Here is a 12,865-nt window from a genome sequence, read left to right on the forward strand (position 1 = left end):
ATTTCAGCGTCGATCGCTGTACAGCGGATCCAGGTCGTGCCGGAACAGTTTCCGCAGCGGCACGGGATACTGGAATGCCAGCACTGGCTCCAGGGCGCCCTGCTGGTTCCGGAACACCTCGAACAGGCGGCGCCTGCCGCCGCTGTCCCAGCCAAAGACATAAACGTAGGCGCTGCCCCGCCACCCCAGCGTTTCGGCGCCGAACGGCGGGCTCACGTCCGCGAGCCGGCAATAGCGGGCACAGAGCGCCAGGGCAGTCCTTTCCGGTTCGGTGGGCTCGTGGTTGATGGCTGTTTCAAACGTCGCGCGCAGGCCGGGGGCGAGCGACAGCGGAGGACTGTTGGGGTGTGCCGGCGCAAGGCGGTGAACTGGCGACTGGTGGGCAGGCACTGTCTCACTCCTTTTTCTTGAGGGTTCCATATCGCGCGCCACGGCTCCAGCCGATCAAACGCAAATGATTCGCGCCTTCATATCGCTTTGCTGCTCCCCAAAAGAAAGCGCCCGCGGGTGGGACCTGGCGGGCGGACTTTCCTCGATGCGGATGGGCGCATTCGGACCGTGCCGATATTGCCCTGCTATGTCGGTCGCAGCATATCCCTCTAAAGCACTACGGCGGCAACTGTACATCCGGTCGCGGAACCAGCCTTCCTGTCAACGGCCGCGAGGTCAGCCCGGACGGCCTGGCGCCGCAATGGCACTGAGCGACCCGACGCGCCGACCGATGCAGCCATTCTGCCTGCCGGAACTGATGAGATAAACGCCTTTACTGGACAACAATATTTGATTTTTAATCAAGGATTGCCACGCGCTGGCGCATCGTCTATAAACCAATCTGTCTTGATTCCGGCGCACTCATGAAAATCACGCTCGACGAACTGCTGGCCTTTGCCACCGTGGTGGACAGCGGCTCGATCACGGCCGCCGCGCAGCAGCTCGACCTCACCGTCTCGGCAACCAGCCGCACCCTCGCCCGCCTCGAAGAAAAGCTCAAGACCACGCTGCTGCGCCGGACCACGCGCCGCCTCGAGCTGACCGAGGAAGGCCAGGCCTTCCTGCACGATGCGCGCGCCATCATCGACTCGGTCGAAAGCGCGGAAGAACAGATGCTGGCGCGGCGCGAGAAGCCGTCCGGGCGCCTGCGCGTCGACGCCGCGTCGCCGTTCATGCTGCATGTGATCGTGCCGCTGGTGCGCGGCTACCGCGAGCGCTTTCCGCAGGTAGAGCTGGAGCTGAACAGCAACGAGGGCATCATCGACCTGCTCGAGCGGCGCACCGACGTGGCCATCCGCATCGGCCGCCTGAAGGATTCCACGCTGCATAGCCGGCTGATCGGCAACAGCCGGGTGCGCATGCTGGCCAGTCCGGCCTACCTCGACGCGCACGGCCAGCCGCGCAAGGCGCAGGATCTCGGCAAGCATGCGCTGCTGGGCTTCAACCAGCCCGAATCGCTGAACGTGTGGCCGATCCTGGGTGCGGACGGAGAGCCCTATCGGATCGAGCCGGCGGTGTGGTCGTCGAGCGGCGAGACGCTCAGGCAGCTGGCGCTGGAGGGCGCGGGGATCGTATGCCTGTCGGACTTCATGACCGCGCAGGATCGCGAGGCGGGCCGGCTGGTGCAGGTGCTGGCGCGCCAGACGCAGGACGTGCGCCAGCCCATCCATGCGGTCTATTACCGGAATACCGCGATCTCCGCGCGGATCGCATCGTTCGTCGACTATCTGGTCGAAGCGATCGGCGGCAAGGGCGGCGCGCGCCAGGCGGCGGCGTGGACCCAGCCGTGACGATGTCCTAGGCCACCACGAACCTGGGATCCAGCCGCGCCAGCGCAAATGCGCGAGTGTGCGCGACAAAGGCCTTGAGCAGGATCGAAGGCGCGCGCTGCGCCGAGAACAGCACCGAAAAGTCGGTGGTCAGCAAAGGGTCGAACATGCGGAAGCAGACCCCGTCGCCCTTGTACTCCAGCGCCGTGATCGGGTCGATCAGCGCCACCCCCAGCCCCTCCTCCACGAACGCGCAGATGCTCCACGACACCTGCGTTTCCACCTGCACCTTGCATTCGATGCCGTAAGAGGCAAAGAGCGCATCGATCTGCAGCCGCGAGTCGAGCATGCGCGGATGCGACACGAAGCGCTCGCCGGCGAGGTCCGGCGGGCGGATGACTTCCTGGCTGGCCAGCCGGTGCCCGGCGGGGATGGCGCACACCATCCGGGTCGACAGCAGCCGCTCGCCGTGCGTGCTGGGGTGGTTCATCGACAGGATGGCAAAACCGACGTCGCAGCGTTGCTCGGTGACCATGTTCACCACCGTGCGCGACGAGTGCGGCAGCATCGTGATCTGGATCTGCTGGTGGTCGGCCATGAACGCCGCGATCGCGCGCGGCAGGAACGACAGGGCCAGCGCCGGCGCGGCGGCGATCTGCAGCGAGCCGCGCTGCATGTCGCGGATATCGAGCGCGGTCTGCGCGATGCGGTCGATGCCGACCAGCGAGCGCTGCACTTCCTCGAACAGCGCCTGCGCCTCGGCGGTGGGGTGCAGCCGGCCGCGCATGCGCTCGAACAGGGAAAACCCTAGCGCCTCTTCAAGATCGGCGATCAGCCGGGTCGTCGCCGGCTGCGAGATGTGGAGCATCTCGGCGGCGCGCGTGACGGTCTGGCAAAGCATGACGGCCCGGAAGGCCTCGAGCTGGCGGATTTTCATGCCGCGAGTCTATAACACAATGTTATTGACGGCCCAAAAAAAAGAATTTTTCACGCGCAGGGCATCCTCCTAATCTATCCCGACACCGCATGTTTGCGCATGTTCTTCGTTGCGGTGCAACGATAACCACCCTGCATGGTTTTGGGGATCGATGGCAAGTTGACGGTGCATAACAGGGAGGAAAGCATGAAACAGCAAGTTCTCGCCGCGGCCGTGGTCGCGTTGTGCGGCACCTCGGCCGCGCTGGCGCAGCAGCCGACGCTCTACGTCGGTTCGTACGGCGGCTCGACCGAAAAGGTGTTCAAGGAAAAGATCATCCCCGCCTTCGAGACCCGGCATAAGGTCAAGGTGGTCTATGTCGCCGGCAATTCCACCGACACGCTGGCCAAGCTGCAGGCGCAGAAGGCGCGCCAGGAACTCGACGTGGTGCTGCTCGACGACGGCCCGATGTACCAGGCGCTGCAGCTGGGCTTCTGCGATGCCGTCAAGGATGCGCCGGTCTACAAGGACCTCTACCCGCTGGCGAAGCTGGGCGACAACAAGGCCACCGGCATCGGCGTGGTGGCGACGGGCCTGGTCTACAACACCGAGGCATTCCGCAAGGCAGGCCTGCCGAAACCGGAATCGTGGGAGGTGCTGGCCGACAGGAAATTCCGCCAGAAGGTCGCGATCCCGCCGATCAGCAATACCTACGGGCTGCAGACGCTGATCATGTTCGCCAAGCTGCGCAAGGGCGGCGACCAGAATGTCGAGCCGGGCTTCGCCGCGCTGACGCGCGAGGTCGGGCCCAACGTGCTGGCCTGGGAGCCGTCGCCGGGCAAGATGACCGAGCTGTTCCAGAACGGCGACGTCACGCTGGCGGTGTGGGGCAGCGGCCGCGCGCAAAGCCTGAAGGACACCGGCTTCCCGGTGGAATTCGTCTATCCGAAGGAAGGCGCCCCCGCGCTGCTGACCGCCGCCTGCCCGGTGGTGCAGAGCGACGTGGCCGAGGCCTCGCAGGCCTTTATCCAGTACCTGCTCACGCCCGAGGTGCAAACCGTGCTGGCCGACAGCCAGGGCTGGGGACCGGTCAATGCCAGGGTCAGGCTCGACCCGAAGGTGGCCGCCAAGGTGCCGTACGGCAAGGCCCAGATCGACACGCTGCTGCCGACCAACTGGACCGTGGTCAACGAGAAGCGTGCCGAGTGGACCAACCGCTGGAACCGCACGGTCGAGCGCTGAGCCGGCGCGCCAGCGGCACCCCGCCACCACTGCCCCACGATCGCCACCACGACTGCCCCCGCAAAACCATGAGCTTCCTCACACTGAGCGGCCTCGCGAAGGCCTTCGGCAGCTTCCATGCCGTTGAAAACCTGAGCCTCGAGGTCGAGCGCGGCGAATTCCTGTCGCTGCTCGGCCCGTCCGGCTGCGGCAAGACCACCACGCTGCAGATGATCGCCGGCTTTGTCGAACCCACGCGCGGCCGCATCGTGCTCGACGGGCGCGACATCACCGCGCTGCGCCCCGAAAAACGCGGCATGGGCGTGGTGTTCCAGAGCTACGCCCTGTTTCCGCACATGACCGTGGCCGCCAATATCGGCTTCGGCCTGGAGATGCGCGGCGTGGCCGCCGCCGAGCGCGGCCGCAGGATCGACGAGGCGCTAGAGCTGGTGCGGCTGGGCGGCCTCGGCCAGCGCTATCCGAAAGAGCTGTCGGGCGGCCAGCGCCAGCGCGTGGCGATTGCCCGCGCGCTGGCGATCCGGCCAGAGGTGCTGCTGCTCGACGAGCCGATGTCCAACCTCGACGCCAAGCTGCGCGAGGACATGCATATCGAGTTGCGCGCGATCCAGCGCCAGCTCGGCATCACCACCATCCTGGTCACGCACGACCAGGTCGAGGCCATGACCATGAGCGACCGCATCGCGGTGATGCATGGCGGCCGCATCGTCCAGCTGGCCACGCCGTTCGAGGCCTACGAGCGGCCGCAGTCGGCCTTCGCCTCGGGTTTCCTGGGCAAGACCAACAGCCTCGCCGGCGTGGTCGAGAAGAGCAACGCGCGCTGCTGCGAAGTGCGCCTGGGCGACACGCTGGCGTACGTGCCGCATGAGGGCCGCCAGGTCGGGCGCGAGGTGCAGGTCTACGTGCGTCCCGAAAAGATCCGGCTGGGCCAGTCCGGCGACGGCGGCATCCCCGGCACGGTTCACACGCGGCTGTTCCTCGGCAACCACTGGATGCTGGAGATCGACAGCGCGCTGGGCCGGCTGCGCGTGAGCCAGCCCAACCTGGGCGAGACGCCGCCGGCCGAAGGCGCGGCCGTCAGCGTGCTGTGGCACGACCAGGACCTGCGCGTGCTGGCCAGCGAAACCGCCACGGAGGCGCGCCATGCCTGATACCGCCACGCCCAACCTTGCTGGCGCGCACGCGATGGCGCCACGCCTGCCGCGCAGGCCGTTTGCCGGCGCGGCCCCGTGGCTGCTGTCGGGCCCGGCCCTGCTGCTGTTCTGCGCGATGCTGCTGGTGCCGCTGCTGCTCACGGGCCTGCTGTCGCTGCACGTCTTCGACGGCGCCCGCGGCGTGCTGCCGGCGATGACCGCGGCCAATTATCTCGAGATCCTCGGCGACAGCTATTACCACGAGATTTTCCTGCGCACGGCCGGCATGGCACTGGCGGTAACGGTGCTAGCGGTGGTGTTCGGCGTGCCCGAGACCCTGATCCTGTCGCGCATGCGCAGTCCGTGGCGCGGCCTCTTCCTGATCGTGATCCTCGGGCCGCTGCTGATCTCGGTGGTGGTGCGTACGCTCGGCTGGGCCATCCTGATGGGCAACAACGGCCTGATCAACGAGACCCTGCAGTGGCTGGGCCTGGTCGATGCGCCGGTGAAGCTGGTGTTTACGCAGGCCGGCGTGATCATCGCGCTGACGCACGTGATGATGCCGTTCATGGTGATCTCGGTATGGGCCTCGCTGCAGAAGCTGGACCCGCAGGTCGAGCAGGCCGGCCAGGCCTTCGGCGCCTCGCCCTTCACGGTGTTCCGCCGCGTGATCCTGCCGCAGATCCTGCCGGGCATCCTGTCGGGCAGCATCATCGTGTTCGCGCTGTCGGCCTCGGCCTTCGCCACCCCGGCCATCCTCGGCGGGCGGCGGCTAAAGGTGGTCGCCACGGCCGCCTACGATGAATTCCTGAACACGCTGAACTGGCCGCTCGGCGCCGCTATCGCGGTGCTGCTGCTGATTGCCAACGTGATCGTCATCGTCGGCTGCAACCGGCTGGTGGAGCGCCGCTTCCGCCAGGTCTTCGAAGCCTGAGGAGCTGATGCCATGCGCAAGAACGGTCCCCTGTCCCTGCTGTACCACGCCTTCTTTATCGCCTTCATGGTGGCGCCGCTGCTGGTGGTGGTCGCGGTGTCCTTCACCGGCAAGGGCTATATCTCGATGCCCACCGACGGGCTCTCGCTGCGCTGGTTCCGCGCCATTGCCGATGCGCACGAGATCGTCGATGCGATCTGGCTGTCGCTGACGCTCGGGCTGGTCAGCGCCACCATCGCGGTGGCGCTGGCGGTGCCCGCCGCGCTGGCGCTGATCCGCCATCGCTTCCCCGGCCGCGGCGCGCTGATGGCCTTCTTCCTGTCGCCGCTGATGATCCCGCACGTGGTGCTGGGGGTGGCCTTCCTGCGCTTCTTCACCACGCTGGGCGTGACCGGGTCGTTCTTCTGGCTGGCGCTGACGCACGTGGTGGTGGTCATGCCCTACGCGCTGCGCCTGGTGCTGGCCGCCGCCACCGGGCTCGACCGCGATGCCGAGCGTGCCGCGCTCTCGCTCGGCGCCAGCCGCTTCACGGCGTTCCGCCGCGTGGTGCTGCCGCTGATCCTGCCCGGCGTGGTGGGCGGCTGGATGCTGTCGTTCATCCAGAGCTTCGATGAACTGACCATGACCGTCTTCGTCGCCACGCCGGGCACCACCACGCTGCCGGTGGCGATGTACAACCAGATCGCCCAGACCATCGATCCGCTGGTGGCCTCGGTGTCCACGGTGCTGATCGTCGGCACGCTGGTGCTGATGGTGCTGCTGGACCGCATCGTCGGCCTCGACCGCGTGCTGATCGGCAAGAACTGAACTTTGACTGACATGACCACATCCGATCTGATCGTGATTGGCGGCGGCCTGGTCGGCACCGCCATCGCTTACGGCGCCGCCGGACAAGGCTTGCGCGTCACCGTGCTGGACGAGGGCGACGACGCTCTGCGCGCCTCGCGCGGCAACTTCGGCCTGGTCTGGGTCCAGGGCAAGGGCCTGGGCATGGCGCCCTACGCGCGCTGGACACTGGGCTCGGCTCGGCTGTGGCCGCAGTTGCGCGATGCGCTGCGCGACGAGACCGGCATCGACGTGTGCCTGCGCCAGCCCGGCGGCTTCCACCTGTGCTTTTCCGAGGCGGACATGGCGGAGCGCCGACAACGCCTGCAAAGCATCCAGGATGCGCTGCACGGCGACTATCCGTTCGAGATGCTCGACCACAGTGAACTCGCGCAACGGCTGCCCGGCGTGGGCCCGGAGGTGGTCGGCGCCAGCTATACGCCGATGGACGGGCACACCAATCCGCTCAAGCTGCTGCGCGCGCTGCATGCCGCCTGCCAGCGGCGTGGCGTGCGTATTGTCGGCCGGCATGGCGCGCACTCGATCACGCCTGAAGCGGGCGGCTTTACGGTCCATGCGGGCGAAGGCGGCCAGGTCCGCTTTGCCGCGCCGCGCGTGGTGCTGGCCGCCGGCCTCGGCAACCGCAGGCTCGCCGCGGAGGTCGGCCTGCACGCGCCGGTGGCACCGAACCGTGGCCAGGTCCTGATCGGGGAGCGCGCCACGCGCTTCCTGGACTTCCCCACCACCTACGTGCGCCAGACCGACGAAGGCACGATCCAGCTCGGCGACTCGATGGAAGACGTCGGCTTCGACGACGGCACCACCGCCGGCGTGCTCGCCGACATTGCGCGCCGCGGCGTGCGCAGCTTCCCCGCGCTGGCCGGCCTGAAGCTGGTGCGCGCCTGGGGCGCGCTGCGCGTGATGAGCCCCGACGGCTATCCGATCTACCAGGAAAGCCCGACCTGTCCCGGCGCCTTTGTCACCACCTGCCACAGCGGCGTCACGCTGGCCGCGGCGCACGCACTGCGCGTCGCTCCGTGGATAGCCGGGGGCGAGCGACCGCAGGAGGTCGACGTATTCACTGGCGACCGCTTCCTGAACTCCAACCAGACCTTCCACCATGCCCACTGATCGCCTGTTCAAGCGGCGTGCCACCTCCGGCGCCGGCACGGATACCGTCACCATCGAATTCAACGGCGCGCCGCTGCGTGTGCCGGCCGGTTGCAGCGTTGCCGCGGCGCTGCTGGCCAGCGGCGTCACGCGCATGCGCAACTCGCCAGTCAGCGGCGAGCCGCGCGCGCCGTATTGCATGATGGGTGTCTGCTTCGAATGCCTGATGGAGATCGACGGGCAGCCCAGCCGGCAAAGCTGCCTGGTGACCGTGCGCGAAGGCATGCGCGTGCACACGCAGGACGGCGCGCGCACTCTGCCCTTGCCCGCGCCGGTAGCGGCTGGCCACGCTCCGGAGGTGGCCCATGGCTGAGCGTGACGTCGACATCGCCATCATTGGCGCCGGCCCGGCCGGCATGGCGGCCGCGGTGGCCGCCGCCGCCAGCGGCGCGCGCGTGGCCCTGCTGGACGAGCAGGAAGCCTGCGGCGGCCAGATCTACCGCGCCATCGAGAGCGCGCCACCGGAACGACAGCGCATCCTCGGCCCCGACTACGCCGCCGGCCGCGCGCTGGCGGACCGCTTCGCCGCCAGCGGCGCGCAGCACATCACCGGTGCCGCGGTGTGGCAGGTCACGCGCGAGCACGCCGTGCATTACCTGCGCCAGGGCCGCGTTGCGACCCTGCAGGCGCGGCAGGTGATTCTCTGCACCGGGGCCATGGAGCGCCCCTTCCCCATCCCTGGCTGGACGCTGCCCGGCGTGCTGACCGCCGGCGCCGCGCAGATCCTGCTCAAGAGCGCCGACGTGGTGCCGGCCGAGCCGGTGGTGCTGGCCGGTTGCGGCCCGCTGCTCTACCTGCTCGGCTGGCAATACGTGCGCGCCGGCGTGCCGATCCGCGCCATCGTCGACACCACCGACGGTGCCGACTACCAGCGCGCGCTGGCCCATCTGGGCGGGGCCCTGGCAGGCTGGCGCTACCTGAAGAAGGGCCTGGCGCTGATGCGCACCCTCAAGCGTAGCGGCGTGCCGTTCTACAAGGGGGCCACGGACCTGTCGGTCGAAGGCGACGAGGCGGTGCGGGCGCTGCGTTTCACCAGTCGCGGGCAATCGCACCGCATTGCGACGCAGGCCGTGCTGCTGCACCAGGGCGTGGTGCCCAACACCCAGTTCAGCTGGGCGCTGCGCGCGGCGCACCGCTGGGACGACACGCAGCTTTGCTGGCAGCCGGTGGTCGACGACTGGGGCGCGCTCGACCTGCCGGGCATCTTCGTTGCCGGCGATGGCCGCGGCATCGGCGGCGCCGTTGCCGCGGCACTGCAAGGCGAGCTGGCCGGCCTGGCCGCGGCCCATAACGTCGGCCGCGTCGACGCCGCGCAACGCGACCGCCAGGCCGCGCCGCTGCGCGCCGCGCTGCGCTCGCACCTGAGCATCCGGCCCTTCCTCGATGCGCTGTACCGCCCCAAGCCGGCCAACCGCGTGCCGGCGGACGACGTGGTGGTCTGCCGCTGCGAGGAAGTGACCGCCGGCGCCATCCGCGGCTTCGTCGCGCTGGGCTGCAGCGGCCCCAACCAGGCCAAGTCGTTCGGCCGCTGCGGCATGGGGCCGTGCCAGGGGCGCCAGTGCGGATTGACGGTCACCGAGATCATCGCCGACGCGCGCGGCGTGCCGCCGCAGCAGGTCGGCTACTACCGCATCCGTCCGCCGGTCAAGCCGGTGACGCTCGGAGAACTGGCCAATGAAGGATGACAGCGGGGCCGATGCCGACGCGATCGTCATCGGCGGCGGGCTGCAGGGCACCTCGAGCGCGCTGCACCTCGCGCGCAAGGGCTTGCGCGTGACGCTGCTCGAGGCAGAGTATTGCGGCCGGCATGCGTCGGGGGTCAACGCCGGCGGCGTGCGCACGCTGGGGCGCCACATGGCCGAGATTCCGCTGGCACTGGCTTCGCTCGAGCTCTGGCACCGGCTGGCGGACCTGACCGGCGACGACGCCGGCTTCATCCCCAGCGGCCAGCTGAAGGTGGCCGAGACCGACGCCGAGCTGGAGGTGCTGCGCCGGCGCGTGGCCCAGCTCGAGGCCCTGGGCTTTACCCACGAAACGCTGGTCGACGCCCACACGGTACGTGCCCTGGTCCCGTCGATCGCACCCCATGTCACCGGCGCGATCTGGGCAAGCCGCGACGGCCATGCGCTGCCCTACCGCGCCGTCACCGCATTCCGCCGCGCCGCCGAAGCGGCCGGCGCCGCCATCCATGAAGCCACTCCCGCCGAACGCCTGGAATACGCGCGCGGCCGCTGGCACGTACACACGCCGCGCGGCGTGTTCCGCGCGCAGCGGCTGGTGAACGCGGCCGGCGCCTGGGCCGGCGCCTTCGCCGCTCAGCTCGGCGAGCCGGTGCCGGTCGAAGCCGGCGGACTGATGCTGATGATCACCCACCGCGTGGCGCCGTTCGTCAGGCCGGTGCTGGGCGCGACCGGGCGCGCGCTGTCGTTCAAGCAGTTCGACAACGGCACCGTGCTGATCGGCGGCGGCCTGCGCTGCGCCGCCGACGCCCAGGCCCGGCATGGCGAAGTCGACATGCTCGGGCTCGGCACCAGCGCGCAGACCGTCACCGCGCTGTTCCCGCATCTGGGCCCACTGGGCATCAATCGCGCGTGGGCCGGGGTCGAGGCCTTCCTGCCAGACCAGATACCGGTGATCGGACCGAGCCGGTCGGCACCGGGCGTGGTCCATGCCTTCGGTTTCTCCGCGCATGGCTTCGAACTGGGGCCGATAGTGGGACAGATCGTCGCCGACCTCGTCACCGAAGGCCGCTCCACCCTGCCGATCGACGCCTTTGCCATCGACCGTTTCGACAAACCCCGCAGTGCCACGGCCGGCGCGCTGCGCGACTAGCTTCCAGCCGGCTCCCTATCCAACTTTTTTCCCGAGGTCATACGGATGAGCAATATCCAGCGCTTCCAGTCCACCAAACGTCTTTCCCGCCTCGTCGTGCATAACGGCGTGGTGTATGTGGCCGGCGTCACGGCCACCGATCCTTCCGGCGATATCGGCGCGCAGACGCGCGATGTGCTGGAGAAGATCGACGGCTACCTCGCCAGCGTCGGCAGCGACCGCAGCCGGCTGCTCTCGGCGCAGATCTGGCTCAAGGATATCGACCAGGATTTCGCCGGCATGAACGCTGCCTGGGAAGCGTGGATCCCCGACGACGCGGTCCCCACGCGTGCCACCTGCGAGGCCCGGCTGGCGCGGCCAGAACTGCTGGTGGAGATCATCGTGACAGCGGCGGTCTGACGCGGCATCGCGCCAGACCGCCATCCGGCGGCATTACTCGCCGTACTGGCACAGCACGCGGCCCCCGCCCGGCACGGCGGCGGCCGCGTGGGCCTGCGTCATCGCGCCAGCCTGGGCCGCCAGGGGCCCTCCCTGGCGCAATCAGCCGCTTCATGAAGCCGCGCCGGCCAGCGTCGCTTGCAGGGCTGTCAAGCCATCGCGATAGATGCCCTCGAACAGCCGCGATGCGTAGTCATCGCTCACGCCGGCCGGCGTGAACTGGCCGGACCATTCGACGCGCGCGGCCTGGTCCCCGTCGATGCCGACCACGCGCAGCGTGGAGCGGTAGCCGGTGACCGGGAACGGCGCCCGCAGGATCGAGTAGGTGTAGCTGCGCGCGCTCTCGTCGAAGGCCTCGAGCCGTTCGACGATGGCGTCGCCGTCCGGGTTGACGAGGCTGCGCACGCGGCCGCCCTCGCTCAGCTGGCTCTTGGGGATATACGGCAGCCAGTCGGGCAGCGAATCGAAGCCGCCAATCAGTTGCCAGACGCGGTCCGGTGCTACCGGCAGCGTGATCGTTGCAGAAGCTTGTGCCATGGTTGGCTCCTTGAAATCAGATTGCAGTATTGGGATCAGACGCGGTCGCCGGGCAGCGGCGCATTTGCCGCGACCAGCTGCTGCGCGCGCAGCTCGCGCCAGAAATCGGCCGGAATCTTCTCGTTCAGCGCGGCGACGTCCTCGGCAATGCGCTCGGGCCGGCTTGCACCCGGGATCACGGCGGCCACCGCGGGATTGGCCAGCACGAATTGCAGTGCCGCGGCCTTGATGCTGACGCCGTGGCGTTGCGCGACCGCCTTGATGCGCTCGACCCGGGCGATGATCTCGGGCGGTGCCTTCTGGTACTCGAAATGCGAGCCGCCGGCGAGGATGCCGGAGCTGTACGGGCCACCGACAACGATCTCGGTCTTGCGCTCGGCCGCCTTCGGCATCAGGCGCTGCAGCGCGCGCTCATGGTCGAGCAGCGAATAGCGGCCCGCCAGCAGGAAGCCGTCGGGCTGCGCCTCGTCCAGGTCCAGCGTCAGTTCGATCGGCTCGACGCGGTTCACGCCCAGGCCCCAGGCCTTGATCACGCCCTCTTCGCGCAGCCGGGTCAGCACCTTGAAAGCGCCCTTGCGGGCCGTCTCGAAATAGGCCAGCCACTCGTCGCCATAGAAGTCCTGGGCGATGTCGTGGACCCACACGATATCGAGGCGGTCGGTCTTCATCCTCTTGAGGCTGTCCTCGATCGAGCGCAGCGTGGCGTCCGCCGAGTAGTCGTTGACCAGCTTGTTCGGGCGGCCGGCGGCAAACAGGCCGCTTTTCTCGCCCAGCGCCCGCGCGCTGGCGTCTTCGACTTCGTCCAGGATCAGGCGGCCGACCTTGGTGCTGAGCACGTATTCGTCGCGCGGGTGGCGGGACAGCGCTTCGCCCAGCCGGATTTCAGCCAGGCCCGCGCCGTAGAACGGCGCGGTGTCGTAGTAGCGCACGCCTTGCGCCCAGGCCGCGTCCACGGTGGCCTGCGCCTCCGCTTCCGGGATGTCGCGGAACATATTGCCCAGCGGGGCGGTGCCAAAGCCGAGCACGTTGCCGGCCAGTTTGTCTTTGATACTCATGACTGCTCCACAAAGTAAGTTGGGGT

Annotated in this window: 14 protein-coding genes; 10 read left to right on the forward strand and 4 right to left on the reverse strand. The window is 68.6% G+C overall.

Going from position 1 to position 12,865, the window contains the following annotated elements:
* Positions 1–3: 3 nt before the first annotated feature.
* The gene (locus AC3FMM_RS19155; RefSeq protein WP_488687294.1) at positions 4–390 is read right to left on the reverse strand and encodes a hypothetical protein; all 387 of its coding nucleotides are present in this window, start codon (positions 388–390) and stop codon (positions 4–6) included.
* Between the two features lie 464 nt (positions 391–854).
* Here AC3FMM_RS19155 and AC3FMM_RS19160 point away from each other — a divergent pair, with 464 nt between their 5' ends.
* On the forward strand, positions 855–1,781 hold the full coding sequence (locus tag AC3FMM_RS19160) for a LysR family transcriptional regulator (protein WP_115713198.1): 927 nt from the start codon (positions 855–857) through the stop codon (positions 1,779–1,781).
* Positions 1,782–1,788: 7 nt separating this feature from the next.
* On the opposite strand, the gene AC3FMM_RS19165 is transcribed toward AC3FMM_RS19160, so the two are convergent.
* Complete coding sequence (locus AC3FMM_RS19165) at positions 1,789–2,697, reverse strand: LysR substrate-binding domain-containing protein (protein WP_115682532.1); 909 nt, start codon at positions 2,695–2,697, stop codon at positions 1,789–1,791.
* A 186-nt stretch (positions 2,698–2,883) separates the two neighbouring features.
* Between AC3FMM_RS19165 and AC3FMM_RS19170 the strand changes: the two genes are divergently transcribed.
* From AC3FMM_RS19170 to AC3FMM_RS19210, 9 genes are all read left to right on the forward strand, one after another.
* Positions 2,884–3,918: an ABC transporter substrate-binding protein gene (locus AC3FMM_RS19170; protein WP_488687295.1), complete on the forward strand. Its 1,035-nt coding sequence runs from the start codon at positions 2,884–2,886 to the stop codon at positions 3,916–3,918.
* Positions 3,919–3,986: 68 nt separating this feature from the next.
* A complete protein-coding gene (locus AC3FMM_RS19175) occupies positions 3,987–5,066 on the forward strand; it encodes an ABC transporter ATP-binding protein (RefSeq protein WP_115713195.1) in 1,080 nt (359 codons plus the stop codon).
* A 34-nt stretch (positions 5,067–5,100) separates the two neighbouring features.
* Complete coding sequence (locus AC3FMM_RS19180; protein ID WP_198036102.1) at positions 5,101–5,982, forward strand: ABC transporter permease; 882 nt, start codon at positions 5,101–5,103, stop codon at positions 5,980–5,982.
* Positions 5,983–5,994: 12 nt separating this feature from the next.
* A complete protein-coding gene (locus AC3FMM_RS19185) occupies positions 5,995–6,789 on the forward strand; it encodes an ABC transporter permease (RefSeq protein WP_115682536.1) in 795 nt (264 codons plus the stop codon).
* A gap of 12 nt (positions 6,790–6,801) precedes the next feature.
* Positions 6,802–7,938 carry an NAD(P)/FAD-dependent oxidoreductase gene (locus AC3FMM_RS19190; RefSeq protein ID WP_115713193.1) on the forward strand — a complete coding sequence of 379 codons (1,137 nt, stop codon included), beginning with the start codon at positions 6,802–6,804 and terminating at the stop codon, positions 7,936–7,938.
* Entirely contained in the window at positions 7,928–8,290 is a 363-nt protein-coding gene (locus tag AC3FMM_RS19195) for a (2Fe-2S)-binding protein (RefSeq protein ID WP_488687296.1), read from the forward strand. The genes AC3FMM_RS19190 and AC3FMM_RS19195 overlap by 11 nt, the downstream gene beginning before the upstream one ends.
* Positions 8,283–9,662 (forward strand): FAD/NAD(P)-dependent oxidoreductase, encoded by a 1,380-nt coding sequence (locus AC3FMM_RS19200; RefSeq protein ID WP_116314473.1) that lies wholly within the window; start codon positions 8,283–8,285, stop codon positions 9,660–9,662. The genes AC3FMM_RS19195 and AC3FMM_RS19200 overlap by 8 nt, the downstream gene beginning before the upstream one ends.
* Positions 9,652–10,809: an NAD(P)/FAD-dependent oxidoreductase gene (locus AC3FMM_RS19205; RefSeq protein WP_326347479.1), complete on the forward strand. Its 1,158-nt coding sequence runs from the start codon at positions 9,652–9,654 to the stop codon at positions 10,807–10,809. Before AC3FMM_RS19200 ends, AC3FMM_RS19205 begins: the two co-directional genes overlap by 11 nt.
* 45 nt (positions 10,810–10,854) lie before the next feature.
* Complete coding sequence (locus AC3FMM_RS19210) at positions 10,855–11,208, forward strand: RidA family protein (RefSeq protein ID WP_326347480.1); 354 nt, start codon at positions 10,855–10,857, stop codon at positions 11,206–11,208.
* A gap of 150 nt (positions 11,209–11,358) precedes the next feature.
* Here AC3FMM_RS19210 and AC3FMM_RS19215 read toward each other — a convergent pair whose 3' ends face one another.
* Both AC3FMM_RS19215 and AC3FMM_RS19220 read right to left on the reverse strand, forming a co-directional pair.
* Positions 11,359–11,784: an SRPBCC family protein gene (locus tag AC3FMM_RS19215; protein ID WP_116314475.1), complete on the reverse strand. Its 426-nt coding sequence runs from the start codon at positions 11,782–11,784 to the stop codon at positions 11,359–11,361.
* 35 nt (positions 11,785–11,819) lie between these two features.
* Positions 11,820–12,839, reverse strand: a complete 1,020-nt coding sequence (locus AC3FMM_RS19220) for an aldo/keto reductase (protein ID WP_115700785.1) — start codon at positions 12,837–12,839, stop codon at positions 11,820–11,822.
* Positions 12,840–12,865 lie beyond the last annotated feature (26 nt).

This window comes from Cupriavidus sp. 207A1, from assembly GCF_057798955.1.